Source organism: Paenibacillus sp. W4I10 (assembly GCF_030816325.1).
In the GTDB taxonomy this organism is placed as follows: Bacteria; Bacillota; Bacilli; order Paenibacillales; family Paenibacillaceae; genus Paenibacillus; species Paenibacillus amylolyticus_B.
Window position 1 is genome coordinate 5,982,518 of sequence record NZ_JAUSXX010000001.1, and the last position, 17,030, is coordinate 5,999,547.

Genomic DNA, 17,030 nt, shown 5'->3' on the forward strand with positions numbered 1-17,030 from the left:
AAGGCAGGGATTGCGGCATGGATAAAGGGTGGGGCGTTGTCATTGTGGCAGCAGGTCGCGGAACCCGGATGGGGACGACCGAGAGCAAACAGTTTCTGTTGCTGCAGGACAAGCCCGTTTTCATACATACGCTTGAGGTATTTGCTGCGCTGGACGAGATCCGCGAGATGGTGCTGGTCACAGGAGCCGCAGATGTTGAACGCTGCCAGGATTGGGTAAAAGAATACCAACTGGATTCACGTGTCCGTGTTATCCCCGGAGGGAAAGAGAGACAACATTCTGTCCATAAAGGCCTTGAGGCACTTGGGACGGATTGGGTTCTCGTTCACGACGGGGTACGTCCTTTTGTGAACCATGAGCAGATCAAGGGATGCATGGCGGCTGCCACATCTGGTGGTGGAGCAGCTGTACTGGCGGTTCCCGTGAAGGATACGATTAAACAAGTGAATGCGGAAGGAGTCGTTACGGCGACGCCAGACCGCAGCAGTCTGTGGAGCATTCAAACCCCGCAGGCTTTTCGTCTTTCTTCCCTGCTCTCCGCCTACGAATCAGCCGAGCAGGACGGATTTCTGGGAACAGATGATGCCATGCTGGCTGAACGTCAGGGAATGTCGGTCAAGGTTGTGGAAGGCAATTATACCAATATCAAATTAACAACGCCGGAAGATTTGCAATACGCTGCGTTTTTGCTGGGGGGAGAGAAGAAGCGATGATACGTGTAGGACAGGGATTTGATGTACATCAGCTGGTAGAGGGACGCCCGTGTATTATTGGCGGAGTAACGATTCCTTATGAAAAAGGACTGCTGGGTCACTCGGACGCAGACGTGCTGTTGCACGCGATTAGTGATGCCATTTTGGGTGCGCTGGCACTTGGGGATATTGGCAAGCACTTCCCGGATACCGATCCGGAATTCAAAGATGCCGACAGCCTGAAATTGCTGGAGCATGTATGGCAGCTTGTTAAGGATCGCGGGTATAAGCTCGGGAATATCGATTCAACGATTATTGCCCAGAAGCCAAAGATGGCTCCTTACATCCCACAGATGGCTGAGGTTATTGCCAAGGCACTGGAAGCGGATGTAACGCAAGTGAACGTGAAAGCAACAACGACAGAGCAACTGGGGTTCCCGGGACGGGGAGAGGGCATTGCCGCTCAATCCGTTGTTTGCCTTGTACGTGTGTGATATCATCAATCAATTAGTGACGGAGGGGATCATATGAGCACGGAAATTCGTGTGCGTTACGCGCCGAGCCCAACGGGACATCTGCATATCGGGAATGCCCGTACGGCGTTGTTTAACTATCTATATGCCAAACATAATAACGGTAAATTCATTATTCGTATTGAAGATACAGACGTAAAACGGAATATTGCCGGTGGTGAAGAAAGCCAACTGAAATACCTGAAATGGCTCGGAATTGAGTGGGACGAAAGTATTGACGTGGGCGGAGAATACGGACCATACCGTCAAACGGAACGTCTGGACCTCTATCGTAAATATACGCAGGAATTGCTGGATAAAGGTCTGGCTTACCGTTGCTTCTGCACGGAAGAAGAATTGGAGCAAGAGCGCGAGGAACAGTCAGCACGTGGAGAAACACCGCGTTATTCTGGCAAACACCGTGACCTGACTCCAGAGCAAATTAGTGCGTTTGAAGCGGAAGGCCGCGTAGCGAGTATTCGTTTCCGTGTGCCGGAAGAGCGCACATATACGTTTGATGATATGGTTAAGGGCACAATCTCGTTCAACAGCAAGGAATCCGGTGACTTCGTCATTGTGAAAAAAGACGGCATTCCCACATACAACTATGCCGTTGCTGTGGATGATCACTTGATGAAGATCTCCCACGTCTTGCGCGGGGAAGATCACATCTCGAACACGCCGCGTCAATTGATGATCTATGAAGCGCTCGGCTGGGAGCCGCCGCAATTCGGCCATATGACGCTGATCGTGAATGAAAATCACAAGAAGCTGAGTAAACGGGATGAATCCGTTATTCAGTTTATTGAGCAGTATGATCAGCTCGGCTATTTGCCTGAAGCGATGTTTAACTTCATTTCCCTGCTTGGCTGGTCGCCGGAAGGGGAAGAAGAGATCTTCTCGCAAGAGCAACTGATCTCCATTTTTGATACGAAACGTCTGTCCAAGAGCCCGGCGGTATTTGATACCCACAAGCTGGCTCACTTGAACAACCACTATATCAAACATGCTGACCCGGAACGGATTGCCGAAATGGCCATTCCGCATCTGCAAAAAGCAGGACGTCTTCCTGGGGATCTATCCGCTGAGCAAAAAGAGTGGGCGCATACCCTCGTACATCTCTATCAGGAACAGATGAATGCCGCATCCGATATCGTAGAATTGTCGGAAGTGTTCTTCCGTTCGGAGATTGAGCTGGAAACTGAAGGTGCCGCAGTTCTCGCTGAAGAGCAAGTACCAACCGTGCTGAAGGCATTTGCGGATAAAGTGCAGGCAAGTGAAGAGTTCACACCAAGCAAAATGGCTGCATTGATCAAGGAAGTACAGAAAGAAACCGGCTTTAAGGGCAAACAGCTCTTTATGCCAATTCGTGTAGCCTTGACTGGACAGACGCATGGACGGGATCTGAACCAAACGATCGTACTTCTGGGTCGGGATACGGTGATCGAACGTTTGCTTGCACAAGTAAAATAATCTTAGTCGAGGACATTCCGTTTATTTGGAATCTGAACGCAATCCTATGAAGTATGGATTACGTAGGAGGCTGTTGTCAGTCTGAGGCCTTTTCGCTATAATAACAACACAACGAATAATTGATATGATTTATCTAATAGAACAGCAAAGATCGGGAGGAGTAGACTGACCCGGACAGATTCAGAGAGGATGGTCCCGCAGCAAAGAGAGATTTCTTTGGATGCGGTGGCTGTGAACCATCCACTGTCCATCAGTCGAAATGCGCCCGTGAGCTGCACAGCCGAATCCAGCCCCGCCTTTGTCGATCATGACAAGGGAAAACGTTAGGATAGGTTGTGACGATTGGTTTCCGTTACCAAACCGCTTGAGGGCTCATTCTATTTAAGAATGGACCGAGCAGAGTGGGACCGCGATAAACGCCTCTGCAGCTAAATGCTGCAGGGGCGTTTTTTTGTTTATGGCTTTAGCCAGTTGAGTGCGTGTAACGCGCGAAACAAAAAACCACCCGCTATGCGGGTGGAGGGACCTGAGGTTTGACCACCAAGACCATTCCGATAAAATTGAGATGTTCAGGCTCAAAGAAAGGAATGGTCTTCAATGGCAAACAAGAGCTACAGCCTAGCTCACACAAAGTGGATGTGCAAATACCACATTGTATTCACCCCGAAGTATAGACGGAAAGAAATCTATAATCAAGTGAGAAAAGACTTAATCGAAATTTTTAGACGTCTATGTAAGTACAAGGGAGTAGAAATTATAGAAGGTCATATGATGCCCGATCATGTTCACATGTTGGTAGCGATTCCACCGAAAATAGCTGTCTCAACGTTCATGGGATATCTAAAGGGAAAAAGTTCGCTCATGATCTTCGAGAAGCATGCCCAGCTCAAGTATAAATACGGCAATCGAAAGTTTTGGGCAGAAGGGTACTATGTGAGTACAGTGGGTCTAAATGAAGCAACGGTAAGAAAGTATATTCGTGAGCAAGAAGCACATGATCAAGCGTTAGATAAGCTGAGTGTAAAAGAATACGAAGATCCATTCAGCAGTAATCGGAGCAAAAAGAAGTAAGACCAGTTTAACTGGTAAGTGAAAGTGACAAATAACACTGAGCCTGAACAGCCCTGCTGTCAGGCTAGCGTCTTTAGGCGCAGTTTGGCAACAGGGGGTTATACCCCAAGAGCAAACCACCCGTTGGACGGGTGGTCCTGATTTAGGCGAGTGTGCAGTACACTACCAAGGAACGCGCCGTCCGGTAAGCCGGAGGACGGGAACCTGAACAAGAGGGGAACGAGCATGTTCAAGAAGATCAGATCAGATATCCAGGCGGTGTTTGAAAACGATCCGGCGGCCCGAGGTTGGTTTGAGGTGGTATTCACCTACTCAGGGCTGCATGCGATATGGGCACACCGGATCGCTCATTTTTTATACAAGCGAAGATGGTTCTCGGTTGCCCGGTTCATTTCGCAGGTTAGCCGTTTTATGACAGGAATCGAGATACATCCTGGAGCTACGATCGGAAATCGGTTGTTTATTGACCACGGAATGGGCGTTGTTATTGGAGAAACATGTGAGATTGGCGATGATGTCGTTATCTATCAGGGGGTTACCCTGGGCGGAACAGGGAAAGAAAAAGGAAAGAGACATCCGACCATTGGTAATAATGTGGTTATCTCATCCGGAGCCAAGGTGCTAGGTTCATTTAGCGTGGGGGATCAATGTAACATTGGTGCGAACTCCGTTGTGCTTAAGGAGGTTCCTTCCAATAGTACCGTGGTAGGTATACCGGGAAGAATTGTTAAACAGGATGGCCGACGGGTAGATCGCCTCAGTCAACAACTGCCCGATCCGGTCGTCGACTCCTTGCGCAGCATGCAAAAAGAACTCGAACGATTGCAGAAAGAAGTACGTACACTGCAGAATGCCCGTGAAAATGAGACTGTGCGTGATACGTGATACAATAAATAAAGGCAGTATAGGATGAAAGGATAAGTGACCATGACGCTTCAGATTTATAATACGATGAGTCGTACCAAAGAGGAATTTGTTCCCCAAGAGCCAGGGAAAGTGAAAATGTATGTTTGCGGACCAACGGTATATGACTACATTCATATCGGGAATGCACGCCCGGTTATCTTTTTCGACACAGTTCGTGGATACCTGGAACAGACAGGACATGATGTGAACTATGTGGTGAACTTCACGGATGTGGACGATAAGCTGATTCGCAAAGCAGAACAACTTGGAACAGACGTTCCTCACGTGGCTGAGAAATTTATTGCTGCCTATTATGAAGACCTTGAGGGATTGGGTATTCCCAAGGCAAGCAGCAATCCGAGAGTAACGGAAAACATGCCGCTGATTATTGATTTTATCCGTGAGCTCGTTGAAAAAGGATTTGCGTATGAAAATGGCGGTGACGTCTATTATCGTACAGGCAAATTCAGCGAATATGGCAAACTTTCAAAACAAAACCTGCAGGAGCTGCAGTTCGGAATCCGTGTGGGTGTAGACGAGCGCAAAGAGCATCCCGAAGATTTTGTGCTCTGGAAGGCTGCCAAACCAGGTGAGATCTATTGGTCCAGTCCTTGGGGCGATGGTCGACCAGGCTGGCATATTGAATGCTCCGCCATGGCTCGGGAGTACCTTGGGGATACACTGGACATTCACGGGGGTGGACAGGATTTGCAGTTCCCGCACCATGAGTGCGAATGCGCCCAATCCGAGGTATTAACAGGTAAACCACTTGCGAACTACTGGATGCATAATGGATTCATCCGAATTGATAACGAGAAGATGTCAAAATCACTCGGTAATGGTGTTCTTGTTAAAGACTTGCGGAATCAATATAAACGCGAAGCGATTCGTTATTTCATGTTGTCTACCCACTATCGCAACCCATTGAACTTCACGGATGATACGATGGAGCAGGCACAGAACAGTGTGGACCGGATTGCGAATGCGGTAGGTAACCTGAACCATCGTCTAAATGCAGTAACTGTTGATCAGGATATCACAGCAGAGTTTGCGGCAAGACTCGACCAAATTCGTCAGCAGTATCACGAGAAGATGCAGGATGATTTCAATACTCCTGATGCGATTACTGCGATGTTTGAGTGGGCAGGGGAAGCCAACCAACTGTTGCAGCAAGAAGTAGTTAATGCGGCAGACATTCGCGCACTCCTCGAGTTGTTCAGTGAATTGAATGCTGTACTGCGCATTTATACTGACGCAGAGCCAGAACTTCTGGATGAGGAAGTAGAACGTCTGATTGAGGAGCGTGTAGAAGCGCGCAAGTCGAAAAACTGGGCAAGAGCGGATGAAATTCGCGATGAATTGTCTGCACGTGGCATTCTGCTTGAAGATACGGCGCAGGGCATGAGATGGCGGCGCAAATGAGCGAAGGACATCCAAATACACCAAAACAACAGGAGCAGGTCACAGAGGGAGGATGGTTCCCGTATCCTCCTTCCAGACCTGCGAGGTTGATTCCACCTATTGCACTGGCCTATATTGGTGATGCGGTATATGAGGTAGCTGTTCGTCAATATCTGTTGTCGAAGGCCAACATGCGTCCCAATCATTTGCACCGTAGTGCAACCGGGTTGGTATCAGCGAAGGCGCAGAGCCGCATACTTACAACGATTGAGGCTGAACTGACAGAGGAAGAACGGGATATCGTCCGGCAAGGGCGGAATGCCAAGTCGGGTAGTGTACCCAAAAATGCAGATGTGTTGGAGTACAGACATGCCACTGCTTTTGAATGTCTCATTGGTTACCTCTATAGCAGTGGTCATCATGATCGCATGATTGAACTGATCGGGCATGGCATTGAGCACGCGGAACAACAATCGCCATCGCCGACAAAAAAATAGAAATTTCAACAAAACAACGCATTACAGAGAGGATCGAACAACGATGGAAGAAGAATGGATCGCCGGTAAACACTCCGTGACGGAGGCGCTGCGTTCAGGCCGGACCATTAATAAAATATGGATTGCCGATACAGCACAGAAACATCTGACTCAACCTATTATCTCGGAGGCTAAAAAACTAGGTATTGTCATTCAACACGTGGACAAGCGTAAGCTGGATCAAACGGTACCAGGCATTCAGCATCAGGGGGTAGTTGCTCAAGCGGCACCTTACGCTTATGTGGAGGTAGAAGACATTCTTGCCGCAGCAAAAGCGAAGAATGAGCATCCTTTCCTGATTCTGCTGGATGAGATTGAAGATCCTCATAACCTGGGGTCAATTTTGCGGACAGCAGATTGCACGGGTGCGCATGGCGTCATTGTACCCAAACGTCGTTCGGCAGCGGTAACCGTGACCGTATCCAAAACATCAGCAGGCGCTGTGGAGTACGTGCCAGTGGCTCGTGTAAGTAATCTTGGCCAGACCATCGATCGCCTCAAAGAGGAAGGTGTATGGGTTGTAGGGACAGATGTCACGGCTCATGAAGGTGTCTTTGGTAATGGAGTCTTTACTGGCCCTGTGGCATTGGTAATCGGAAATGAGAACAAGGGAATGGGACGACTTATTCGTGAGAAATGCGATGTGCTGATCAAATTACCAATGCAAGGTCAGATTAATTCCCTGAATGCTTCCGTGGCAGCTGGGGTCGTCATGTATGAAGTGCTCCGCTCGCGTCAAGCGCAGGAATAGAAGGTATGGCTGATTCCCGTGATGTGCTTCTTGTAGACGGGTACAACATGATTGGTGACTGGCCGGAATTAACCAAACTGGCGGAAAGTGGGCTGGAAGAGGCGCGCAACAGGCTTCTCTTTCGTCTTGCAGATTACCAGGCTTTCTCCGGCCGGCGAGTCATTGTTGTGTTTGACGCCTACCTCGTGCCTGGACTCGGTAAATCCTTTACTCAGAGCAAAGTGCAGATCTATTTTACAAAGGAAAAAGAGACGGCAGACGAATGCATTGAGAGACTCGTTCGGGAACTAAGCATGCGAAGACGCCAAATTTATGTGGCTACGAGCGATATGGTAGAGCAACATGTTATATTTGGACAGGGAGCGCTACGTGTATCTGCGAGGGAGTTGCTAATTGAAGTTGAGCAGAACGAAAAAGAATTAAAAAAACGACTGGAAGAAGATCAGGCGAAGACCACGCGTAACACACTCGGGGGTAAGTTAAGTCCCGATGTATTGAAAGAGTTTGAGCGATGGCGCCGGGAATAACAGCACGTTTTTACAAAATTTAGAATATTGAAACTCTTGACATTTATGTTATTGATGTTCTTTTTTAGGCAGAGCGTGGTTGACGGTGTGAGGTACCATCATATATACTGATCCTATATTTCATAGAGTAGAGTAACGGGGTACCTTGCGTTGCAGCCGGAGGGATTGTCTGTGAGTGTCGACCTCAAAGATATCATGTTATCCAAGTATGATTACCAAAGTGACGAAGACATTGTCGAAGCTTTCCGTGAAGGCGAAAGCGAAGCGTTAGAGTTTCTAATTAACAAATATCGTAACTTTGTACGCGCCAAGGCAAGATCTTATTTTCTGATTGGGGCAGACCGGGAAGATATTATTCAAGAAGGAATGATTGGCCTCTACAAATCCATTCGAGATTTCAAAGGGGACAAGCTGGCTTCGTTCAAGGCTTTTGCCGAACTGTGTATTACAAGACAGATCATCACGGCGATTAAGACAGCAACACGTCAGAAGCATATTCCGCTTAATTCTTATGTATCTCTGGACAAGCCTATTTATGACGAAGAGTCTGATCGTACGTTACTCGATGTGATTTGTGGAACCCAGGTCAGTGATCCGGAAGAACTTATCATCAATCAGGAAGAGTTTGTGGGCCTGGAAGATAAAATGTCCGAGATTCTGAGTGATCTGGAACGTAAAGTATTGATGTTGTATCTGGACGGGAGATCTTATCAAGAGATTGCAGTAGATTTGGACAGACATGTGAAGTCCATTGATAATGCACTTCAGCGCGTCAAGCGCAAACTTGAAAAGTACCTGGAAGTTCGAGATAATTAAACACATGTTGTCGTTGACGGAAAAGGCTCGGTGTTTGAGTCTTTTTTTAGTGTCTCAAGTTTATAAAATCTAAGAATGTTCATACTAGTAATCGCTCGGTCCATGCAGGAGAAGAGAAAAACAGAGATGAGAAACGAATGTACGTTGTACGGAAGTAATACCCAATGAATGAAAGGCTATTCTTTCATTGACATGGTTATACCCTTGTGATAAAGTGTTTTAGGTAGGCCTAAATTTATGGCTTTTTTTCAGGATCAATTTAGAGACTCTGCTTGAATGTGGAAGTCTTCGGGAGGTGTACATCATGCGGGTAATTATTACTTTGGCTTGTACAAACTGCAAACAAAGAAATTACACTACGACAAAAAACAAGCGTAATCACCCCGACCGCATGGAGATGAAGAAATTTTGCAAGTTTTGTAACGAGCAGACTTCTCATCGCGAAACCAGATAGTTTTTGGAGGTGTCGGCGTGAAACGAAGTTTCAAATCTCTGATTTCCTTTTTCTCAGAAAGCTGGGCTGAACTTAAAAAAGTTCGCTGGCCTAATCGTAAAGAGCTGACCAACTACACATTGATCGTACTTGGTACTGTTGTGGTTATGACGCTGTTTTTTTGGGTCATTGACATTGGCATCTCCTTTGTGATCGAAGCGATTATTTAAGAAGGGTTCCGGTGGCTTGATATGGAAAAAAGATGGTACGTCGTTCATACCTATTCAGGGTATGAGAACAAGGTCAAAGCCAATTTGGAAAAACGCGTAGAGTCTATGGGCATGGAAGACAAGATATTCCGCGTTCTTGTTCCTATGGAAGAAGAAGTGGTAAACAAGGACGGTAAGAAAAAAACCGTTATGCGTAAAGTTTACCCTGGTTATGTCTTGGTGGAAATGGTACAGACGGATGATTCTTGGTATGTTGTTCGCAACACACCAGGTGTTACAGGATTTGTCGGTTCGACAGGTTCTGGGTCCAAACCAACTGCATTGTTGCCTGAAGAAGTGGAACAAATTCTGAAGCACATGGGTATGGTTGAACCTAAGCCGAAAATTGAGTTCGATATTAAGGAATCCGTACGTATTAAAGTCGGCCCTTTTGCGAATTTCGTAGGCTCCGTGGAAGAAATTTTGGTAGACAAAAGCAAGTTGAAAGTGCACGTGAACATGTTTGGACGGGAAACGCCGCTTGAGTTGGAATACACGCAAGTGGAGAAGATATAGTCTCTTCAAGTTTCTTGTGGGAGGGTTGAAAAAAACCCGTTAACCACTATTTTGCAAGGAGGTGTCAATCATGGCGAAAAAAGTTATTAAAATGGTAAAACTGCAGATTCCAGCAGGTAAAGCAAACCCAGCACCACCAGTAGGTCCGGCTTTGGGTCAAGCAGGTGTCAACATCATGGCATTCTGTAAAGAATTCAACGCTCGTACAGCTGATCAAGCGGGATTGATTATTCCAGTTGAAATTTCTGTATTCGAGGACCGTTCCTTTACTTTCATCACTAAAACTCCACCAGCAGCAGTTCTGTTGAAAGTGGCAGCTAAAGTTGAAAAAGGATCCGGCGAACCGAACAAGAAAAAAGTTGCTACTGTTAAACGTGATGCGGTACGTCAAATCGCAGAAACAAAAATGCCTGACCTGAATGCAGCAGACGTTGAGTCCGCTATGCGTATGGTCGAAGGTACTGCCCGCAGCATGGGTATCACCATCGAAGACTAATTTTCATAAGAAACATGGCTTCGTAAAACCGGTCGATTCGCGACCGGTTGATGTGGGAGGTATATCCGCTAACACCACAAAGGAGGAATAAAACATGGCTAAACACGGTAAAAAATACCTGGAAGCTGCTAAGCTGATTGACAGCGAAGCAACTTACGAGCCTTCAGAAGCTGTAGAGCTTGTGAAAAAGGCAGCTACTGCAAAATTCGATGAAACAATCGAAGCAGCAGTTCGTTTGGGTGTAGACCCTCGTAAGCAAGACCAGGCTGTACGTGGTGTTGTTGTCTTGCCACACGGCACAGGTAAAACACAACGCGTATTGGTATTTGCAAAAGGTGACAAAGCGAAAGAAGCGGAAGCGGCTGGCGCGGACTATGTTGGTGATGCAGACATGATCAACAAAATCCAACAAGGCTGGTTCGAATTCGACGTCTGCGTAGCGACACCAGATATGATGAGTGAAGTAGGTAAATTGGGCCGACTGCTCGGCGGTAAAGGTCTGATGCCTAACCCTAAAGCCGGAACGGTAACTTTCGATGTAACTAAGGCTGTTCAAGAAATTAAAGCCGGTAAAATCGAATATCGTCTGGATCGTGCAGGTCAAATTCATGCACCGATTGGTAAAGCTTCTTTCTCTTCTGAGCAACTTAATGAGAACTTCAAAGCTCTCATGGAAGCTCTGAATCGTGCTAAACCAGCGGCAGCAAAAGGTGTTTATCTGAAGAATGTTAGTCTTTCTTCCACGATGGGCCCTGGCGCACGCGTGAACGCAGCAGCTTTTAGATAATATCTCTTGACAGGCTTGTCCTGTTTTTGATAAGATATAAAAGTTGTGAGTCCGAGTGACTGACCGTTGACATTTGAATATGCTTGCCGTAGACAGTAGGTGCCATTTGGCTTAATTTCCTGCCGAGGTGTGATTATAGAACTTAGAACGATGCAAATCGATGATGAGTATATATCAAGCCTTCGTGATTCTACGGAGGCTTTTCTTAATGGGATAAATTTGATCAGGAGGTGTACAGATTGGCAAACGCAAAAGTGATTCAAGCAAAACAAGAGTCCGTTGATGCAGTAACAGCAAAATTGCGCGAGAGCGTTACAACTGTTGTTGTTGACTATCGCGGATTGAACGTTGCCCAAGTAACTGAGTTGCGTAAGCAACTTCGTGAAGCAGGGATCGAATTCCAAGTGCTGAAAAACTCGTTGCTTCGCCGTGCAGCTGCAGCAGCAGAACTGACAGAACTCGATAGTGTTCTTACAGGTCCTACTGCAATTGCATTCAGCGTAGATGACGTTGTGGCTCCAGCTAAAATTCTGAACGACTTCGCGAAAAAGAACGATGCACTGGAATTGAAAGGTGCAGTCGTAGAAGGTCGCGTAATCGGAGTAGAAGAAGTTAAGGCATTGGCAGAACTGCCATCCCGCGATGGACTCCTCTCCATGCTCCTCAGCGTGCTTCAAGCGCCAGTGCGCAACTTCGCGCTTGCGGTTAAAGCAGTTGCAGAAAAAGAAGAACAAGGCGCGTAAGCAACTTGATCTGAATGCTGCTTAGGCGGCAAATGAATTAAAAAAAATAATATTATATATGGAGGTTCACTCATGAGTAAAGAGCAAATCTTGGAAGCAATCAAAGGCATGACTGTACTGGAATTGAACGATCTTGTTAAAGCAATCGAAGAAGAATTCGGCGTAACTGCTGCAGCTCCAGTAGCTGCTGCAGGTGCAGTAGCTTCTGCTGAAGCTGAGCAATCCGAGTTCGACGTAATCTTGACTAACGCTGGTGCTTCCAAAATCAACGTTATCAAAGCAGTTCGCGAAATCACAGGTCTTGGCCTGAAAGAAGCAAAAGAACTGGTTGACAACGCTCCAAAAGCATTGAAAGAAAAAGTTGCTAAAGAAGAAGCAGAAGCGGTTAAAGCTAAGCTTGAAGAAGCTGGCGCTACAATCGAAGTTAAATAATTTAGCTTTTATAAGCTAGATGAACAAAACAACAAACCCCTTGACTTATATCAAGGGGTTTGTTGCTGTAATTGTAAATGGAAAGTGAGTGAGGGCATGTCCAATCATTATTATTCGGACAAACCGCAAGTAGCGCATGATCGCAGAGCAACTGAAGCGGTTCTTCGCGGATTCAGTCTGCGATTCGTGACGGACGCCGGTGTGTTTTCCAAAAACGGAATCGATTATGGCAGCAGAGTATTGATTGATGCGATAGAGTTGCCATCAGGGGCTCATGTTCTCGATGTGGGCTGTGGATACGGGCCAATGGGTCTTACAGCAGCCAAGCTTGTACCGGATGGGCATGTCACCATGATCGATATCAACGAGAGAGCCGTTGAACTTTCCAGGGAGAATGCAAAAGCGAACGGAATTAACAATGTTACGGTATTACAAAGTAATCTACTGGCTGAAGTAAAAAAGCAAGATTTTGACGTTATCCTAACCAATCCGCCTATACGGGCTGGGAAAGAGACGGTTCATACTATTTTCGAACAGGCACATCGCCATCTGAAGGTAGGCGGTTCGTTGTGGATTGTCATTCAGAAGAAACAAGGGGCCCCGTCAGCGAAAGCAAAATTGGAATCTTTGTTTGGAAGAGTGGAAGAAGTGACGAAGGATAAAGGCTATCGGATTTTCAAAGCGATGAAATCGGAAGAGGTATCTACTAAAAGCTGAATCCGAGTTTGTAAAGTAAGCAGGGGATCATTTTTTTTGCAATAGGACTATTGACTTGAAATTCAGGCCGTGGTATTATTGTAAAATGTCAGTATTAAGATGCCCTACTTGGCTTTAGCTAACTAAAAATGTCAACCTTTTTTTACGCCGAACGGGCTTATTATGCCTACCTTTGGCGTATAATATGTACATTTTGGGCAAACTGGGGATAAGAATGATTTGGAAAGACATCCGCCGATCAAAGTTGCTCTTTTTTCGAACGACATTTCGAGTAAGGGCTTTTCTTTATTTGTGGATGCATTGCTTTGCTCTGTATGTGTACCATTATAAGGTTACAAACAGAGGTTCGCAACGAAATTTTTAAAGTGAGTAGACATTGAGGGGTGAGTTTAAGTTGGCAGGACATCTTGTTCAATATGGTCGACGCACTCGGCGCAGTTATGCACGAATTAACGAGATACTCGAAGTTCCAAACCTGATTGAAATCCAACAAAAATCCTATGATTGGTTTTTGGAGGAAGGGTTGCGCGAAATGTTCCAGGATATCTCGCCGATCCAGGATTTTACAGGTAACTTGATTTTGGAATTTATCGATTACAGTCTCGGTGAACCGAAGTATACAGTAGACGACGCGAAAGAGCGTGACGTTACTTATGCAGCACCGCTTCGGGTCAAAGTCCGGCTCATTAATAAGGAAACCGGCGAAGTCAAAGAGCAGGAAGTATTCATGGGAGATTTCCCGCTGATGACCAACACGGGCACATTTATTATTAATGGTGCGGAACGGGTTATTGTCAGCCAGTTGGTTCGCTCTCCTAGCGTTTACTTCAGTACCAAAGTAGATAAAAACGCCAAAAAAACGTATACCGCTACAGTTATTCCTAACCGCGGCGCTTGGTTGGAACTGGAGATGGACGCGAAGGATGTTGTTTACGTCCGGATCGACCGTACACGTAAAATACCGGTTACGGTTCTCCTGCGTTCACTTGGTTTTGGCACAGATGCTGAGATTCTGGATCTGCTCGGTAATGACGAATATATCCGCAACACACTGGACAAAGACAACACGGATTCTACGGAGAAAGCACTCATTGAGATCTATGAGCGTCTTCGTCCGGGCGAGCCTCCAACGCTGGATAATGCGAAAAGCTTGCTCGTAGCACGTTTCTTTGATCCAAAACGTTATGACCTGGCTAATGTAGGTCGTTACAAAATGAATAAAAAACTTCACATCAAAAACCGTTTGTTTAACCAGCGCTTGGCTGAGTCACTTGTTGACGCTGAGACAGGTGAAATCATTGCTGAAGCAGGTCAAATGGTTGATCGTCGTTTGTTGGATGAAATCATGCCGTATCTGGAGAAGAGCGTTGGATTCCGCACGTATCACGTGGGTAACGGCGTTTTGGATGCCAATGATATCCCTATGCAAACGATTGATGTGTTCTCACCAACTGAAGATGGTAAAGTGGTCAAACTGATTGCCAATGCAAACATTGACAAGTCCGTTAAAAACGTGACACCGGCGGATATCATTTCGTCCATCAGTTATTTCCTTAACCTTCTGCAGGGAATTGGTAGCACGGATGATATCGATCATCTGGGTAACCGTCGTTTGCGTTCGGTGGGTGAACTTCTGCAGAACCAGTTCCGTATCGGTTTGTCCCGTATGGAGCGTGTAGTTCGTGAGAGAATGTCCATTCAGGATGCTAACGTAATTACACCACAGGCTTTGATTAACATACGTCCTGTTATTGCATCGATTAAAGAGTTCTTTGGTAGCTCTCAGTTGTCACAGTTTATGGATCAAACGAACCCGCTGGGTGAGTTGACACATAAACGTCGTTTGTCCGCACTCGGACCCGGTGGTTTGACGCGTGAGCGCGCAGGTATGGAAGTGCGTGACGTCCATCCATCCCACTATGGCCGTATGTGTCCAATCGAGACTCCAGAGGGACCAAACATCGGTTTGATCAACTCCTTGTCTACGTTCGCCCGTGTGAATGAATATGGCTTCATTGAAGCTCCATATCGTTGGGTTGATCCGAAGACAGGTATTGTAACTGAGCAAATTGATTACCTGACAGCGGACGAAGAGGACAACTATGTCATCGCGCAAGCGAATGCGAAGTTGAACGAAGACGGTACTTTTGAAGAAGAAGCGATCATTGTACGTTACAACAAACAGTCGGATAACATCCTTACGATGCCGAGTGAGCGAGTTGACTACATGGACGTATCTCCTAAACAGGTTGTATCCGTCGCTACAGCGCTTATCCCGTTCCTTGAGAACGATGACTCCAACCGTGCACTCATGGGATCCAACATGCAGCGGCAGGCAGTTCCACTCTTGATTCCTAAAGCACCACTTGTAGGAACAGGTATGGAGCACAAAGCTGCAAAAGACTCTGGTGTATGTATTGTCTCCGATTATGACGGAATTATTGAACGTTCTTCTGCGAACGAAATTTGGCTCCGGCGTGTTGAAGAAGTGGACGGTCAGGAAGTTAAAGGCGATATCGTTAAATATAAATTACACAAATTTATGCGTTCGAACCAAGGAACATGCATTAACCAGCGTCCGATTGTCAAAAGAGGTGCTGCTGTCAAAGCTGGCGATATCCTCGCTGATGGTCCTTCAACGGAAATGGGTGAATTGGCTCTGGGACGTAACGTTGTTGTTGCCTTCATGACTTGGGAAGGTTACAACTACGAGGATGCGATCTTGCTCAGTGAAAAACTCGTTAAGGAAGATGTATACACATCCATCCATATCGAGGAGTATGAGTCAGAAGCGCGTGATACCAAGCTCGGACCTGAAGAGATCACACGTGACATCCCTAACGTTGGGGAAGAAGCGTTGCGTAACTTGGATGAGCGCGGTATTATCCGCATCGGTGCTGAGATTAGTGCTGGCGACATTCTGGTTGGTAAAGTAACACCTAAGGGTGTAACAGAGCTGACAGCAGAAGAACGTCTCTTGCATGCGATCTTTGGTGAGAAAGCACGTGAAGTACGTGATACTTCCTTGCGTGTACCACATGGTACTGACGGTATCGTAGTAGACGTGAAAGTATTTACCCGTGAAAACGGTGATGAGCTGCCTCCAGGTGTTAACCAGCTCGTTCGTGTATATATCGCTCAAAAACGGAAAATTTCCGAGGGTGATAAAATGGCCGGACGTCACGGTAACAAAGGGGTCGTGGCCCGCATCTTGCCGGAAGAAGATATGCCTTTCCTGCCAGACGGTACACCGGTTCAGATCGTTCTTAACCCACTGGGCGTACCTTCCCGGATGAACATCGGTCAAGTGCTCGAGGTTCACTTGGGTATGGCCGCGATGCAACTGGGTATTCACGTAGCAACTCCTGTATTCGACGGAGCGAAGGAGTATGACGTCTTCGATACGATGGAAGAAGCAGGTATGCAACGTAATGGTAAAACTGTCCTGTATGATGGTCGTACAGGTGAAGAGTTTGAACGTGAAGTTACCGTAGGTGTCATGCACATGATCAAATTGGCACATATGGTTGATGATAAAATCCATGCCCGTTCCACGGGTCCTTACTCACTTGTTACGCAACAGCCATTGGGTGGTAAAGCCCAATTTGGTGGACAGCGTTTCGGGGAGATGGAAGTATGGGCGCTTGAGGCTTACGGTGCAGCTTATACACTGCAAGAAATCTTGACTGTTAAATCCGATGATGTTGTTGGTCGGGTTAAAACGTATGAATCCATCGTCAAAGGTGAGAATGTTCCGGAACCAGGCGTTCCTGAATCATTTAAAGTATTGATCAAAGAGCTGCAAAGCTTGGGTATGGACGTTAAGATTTTGAGCGAAGATGAGCAAGAGATTGAAATGAGAGAAATGGACGATGAAGATGACGCTGCGAGCGATAAGCTCAGCCTCAACCTTGAGGGTACAGAGGTCGGAGCGGAATAAACCGCTTCGAGC

The 17,030-nt window shown here is 46.5% G+C and carries 19 protein-coding genes and 1 other annotated feature; all 19 genes read left to right on the forward strand.

Annotated features, from left to right (window positions below):
• Positions 1-17 precede the first annotated feature (17 nt).
• Positions 18-713: a 2-C-methyl-D-erythritol 4-phosphate cytidylyltransferase gene (ispD, locus tag QF049_RS26760; RefSeq protein WP_307541903.1), complete on the forward strand. Its 696-nt coding sequence runs from the start codon at positions 18-20 to the stop codon at positions 711-713.
• Positions 710-1,186 carry a 2-C-methyl-D-erythritol 2,4-cyclodiphosphate synthase gene (gene ispF, locus QF049_RS26765; protein WP_017692052.1) on the forward strand — a complete coding sequence of 159 codons (477 nt, stop codon included), beginning with the start codon at positions 710-712 and terminating at the stop codon, positions 1,184-1,186. Before ispD ends, ispF begins: the two co-directional genes overlap by 4 nt.
• 33 nt (positions 1,187-1,219) lie before the next feature.
• A complete protein-coding gene (gltX, locus tag QF049_RS26770; RefSeq protein ID WP_307541906.1) occupies positions 1,220-2,677 on the forward strand; it encodes a glutamate--tRNA ligase in 1,458 nt (485 codons plus the stop codon).
• Between the two features lie 597 nt (positions 2,678-3,274).
• On the forward strand, positions 3,275-3,748 hold the full coding sequence (tnpA, locus tag QF049_RS26775; RefSeq protein ID WP_307536646.1) for an IS200/IS605 family transposase: 474 nt from the start codon (positions 3,275-3,277) through the stop codon (positions 3,746-3,748).
• 225 nt (positions 3,749-3,973) lie between these two features.
• Positions 3,974-4,633, forward strand: a complete 660-nt coding sequence (gene cysE, locus QF049_RS26780; protein ID WP_307541908.1) for a serine O-acetyltransferase — start codon at positions 3,974-3,976, stop codon at positions 4,631-4,633.
• Positions 4,634-4,675: 42 nt separating this feature from the next.
• Positions 4,676-6,076 (forward strand): cysteine--tRNA ligase, encoded by a 1,401-nt coding sequence (gene cysS / locus QF049_RS26785; RefSeq protein WP_091020524.1) that lies wholly within the window; start codon positions 4,676-4,678, stop codon positions 6,074-6,076.
• Complete coding sequence (locus tag QF049_RS26790) at positions 6,073-6,552, forward strand: Mini-ribonuclease 3 (RefSeq protein WP_076334124.1); 480 nt, start codon at positions 6,073-6,075, stop codon at positions 6,550-6,552. The genes cysS and QF049_RS26790 overlap by 4 nt, the downstream gene beginning before the upstream one ends.
• A 43-nt stretch (positions 6,553-6,595) precedes the next feature.
• Positions 6,596-7,342, forward strand: coding sequence for a 23S rRNA (guanosine(2251)-2'-O)-methyltransferase RlmB (gene rlmB, locus QF049_RS26795; protein WP_017692057.1), 747 nt, complete (start codon positions 6,596-6,598; stop codon positions 7,340-7,342).
• Between the two features lie 5 nt (positions 7,343-7,347).
• On the forward strand, positions 7,348-7,869 hold the full coding sequence (locus QF049_RS26800) for an NYN domain-containing protein (RefSeq protein ID WP_036607162.1): 522 nt from the start codon (positions 7,348-7,350) through the stop codon (positions 7,867-7,869).
• 171 nt (positions 7,870-8,040) lie between these two features.
• Positions 8,041-8,685 carry an RNA polymerase sporulation sigma factor SigH gene (gene sigH, locus QF049_RS26805; RefSeq protein WP_017692059.1) on the forward strand — a complete coding sequence of 215 codons (645 nt, stop codon included), beginning with the start codon at positions 8,041-8,043 and terminating at the stop codon, positions 8,683-8,685.
• Between the two features lie 304 nt (positions 8,686-8,989).
• Positions 8,990-9,139, forward strand: coding sequence for a 50S ribosomal protein L33 (gene rpmG, locus QF049_RS26810; RefSeq protein ID WP_072735843.1), 150 nt, complete (start codon positions 8,990-8,992; stop codon positions 9,137-9,139).
• A 17-nt stretch (positions 9,140-9,156) separates the two neighbouring features.
• On the forward strand, positions 9,157-9,348 hold the full coding sequence (secE, locus tag QF049_RS26815) for a preprotein translocase subunit SecE (RefSeq protein WP_017692060.1): 192 nt from the start codon (positions 9,157-9,159) through the stop codon (positions 9,346-9,348).
• A 21-nt stretch (positions 9,349-9,369) separates the two neighbouring features.
• On the forward strand, positions 9,370-9,903 hold the full coding sequence (nusG, locus tag QF049_RS26820) for a transcription termination/antitermination protein NusG (RefSeq protein ID WP_024633599.1): 534 nt from the start codon (positions 9,370-9,372) through the stop codon (positions 9,901-9,903).
• Positions 9,904-9,973: 70 nt separating this feature from the next.
• Complete coding sequence (gene rplK / locus QF049_RS26825) at positions 9,974-10,399, forward strand: 50S ribosomal protein L11 (protein WP_017692062.1); 426 nt, start codon at positions 9,974-9,976, stop codon at positions 10,397-10,399.
• Positions 10,400-10,493: 94 nt separating this feature from the next.
• Positions 10,494-11,186: a 50S ribosomal protein L1 gene (rplA, locus tag QF049_RS26830; RefSeq protein WP_017692063.1), complete on the forward strand. Its 693-nt coding sequence runs from the start codon at positions 10,494-10,496 to the stop codon at positions 11,184-11,186.
• A 68-nt stretch (positions 11,187-11,254) separates the two neighbouring features.
• Positions 11,255-11,401, forward strand: a sequence feature (ribosomal protein L10 leader region).
• A 24-nt stretch (positions 11,402-11,425) separates the two neighbouring features.
• Positions 11,426-11,929: a 50S ribosomal protein L10 gene (gene rplJ / locus QF049_RS26835; RefSeq protein ID WP_017692064.1), complete on the forward strand. Its 504-nt coding sequence runs from the start codon at positions 11,426-11,428 to the stop codon at positions 11,927-11,929.
• 72 nt (positions 11,930-12,001) lie between these two features.
• Positions 12,002-12,361: a 50S ribosomal protein L7/L12 gene (gene rplL, locus QF049_RS26840; RefSeq protein ID WP_062836176.1), complete on the forward strand. Its 360-nt coding sequence runs from the start codon at positions 12,002-12,004 to the stop codon at positions 12,359-12,361.
• A gap of 96 nt (positions 12,362-12,457) precedes the next feature.
• Positions 12,458-13,078 (forward strand): class I SAM-dependent methyltransferase, encoded by a 621-nt coding sequence (locus tag QF049_RS26845; protein ID WP_307541913.1) that lies wholly within the window; start codon positions 12,458-12,460, stop codon positions 13,076-13,078.
• Positions 13,079-13,472: 394 nt separating this feature from the next.
• Positions 13,473-17,018 carry a DNA-directed RNA polymerase subunit beta gene (gene rpoB / locus QF049_RS26850; protein WP_091039164.1) on the forward strand — a complete coding sequence of 1,182 codons (3,546 nt, stop codon included), beginning with the start codon at positions 13,473-13,475 and terminating at the stop codon, positions 17,016-17,018.
• Positions 17,019-17,030 lie beyond the last annotated feature (12 nt).

Coding starts and splice junctions, on each gene's coding strand:
- QF049_RS26800 (WP_036607162.1), top strand. CDS start 7,348: ATGGCTGATTCCCGTGATGTGCTTCTTGTAGACGGGTACAACATGATT.
- rplK (WP_017692062.1), top strand. CDS start 9,974: ATGGCGAAAAAAGTTATTAAAATGGTAAAACTGCAGATTCCAGCAGGT.
- rpmG (WP_072735843.1), top strand. CDS start 8,990: ATGCGGGTAATTATTACTTTGGCTTGTACAAACTGCAAACAAAGAAAT.
- nusG (WP_024633599.1), top strand. CDS start 9,370: ATGGAAAAAAGATGGTACGTCGTTCATACCTATTCAGGGTATGAGAAC.
- rlmB (WP_017692057.1), top strand. CDS start 6,596: ATGGAAGAAGAATGGATCGCCGGTAAACACTCCGTGACGGAGGCGCTG.
- ispD (WP_307541903.1), top strand. CDS start 18: ATGGATAAAGGGTGGGGCGTTGTCATTGTGGCAGCAGGTCGCGGAACC.
- ispF (WP_017692052.1), top strand. CDS start 710: ATGATACGTGTAGGACAGGGATTTGATGTACATCAGCTGGTAGAGGGA.
- rplA (WP_017692063.1), top strand. CDS start 10,494: ATGGCTAAACACGGTAAAAAATACCTGGAAGCTGCTAAGCTGATTGAC.
- cysS (WP_091020524.1), top strand. CDS start 4,676: ATGACGCTTCAGATTTATAATACGATGAGTCGTACCAAAGAGGAATTT.
- cysE (WP_307541908.1), top strand. CDS start 3,974: ATGTTCAAGAAGATCAGATCAGATATCCAGGCGGTGTTTGAAAACGAT.
- gltX (WP_307541906.1), top strand. CDS start 1,220: ATGAGCACGGAAATTCGTGTGCGTTACGCGCCGAGCCCAACGGGACAT.
- tnpA (WP_307536646.1), top strand. CDS start 3,275: ATGGCAAACAAGAGCTACAGCCTAGCTCACACAAAGTGGATGTGCAAA.
- rplL (WP_062836176.1), top strand. CDS start 12,002: ATGAGTAAAGAGCAAATCTTGGAAGCAATCAAAGGCATGACTGTACTG.
- QF049_RS26790 (WP_076334124.1), top strand. CDS start 6,073: ATGAGCGAAGGACATCCAAATACACCAAAACAACAGGAGCAGGTCACA.
- QF049_RS26845 (WP_307541913.1), top strand. CDS start 12,458: ATGTCCAATCATTATTATTCGGACAAACCGCAAGTAGCGCATGATCGC.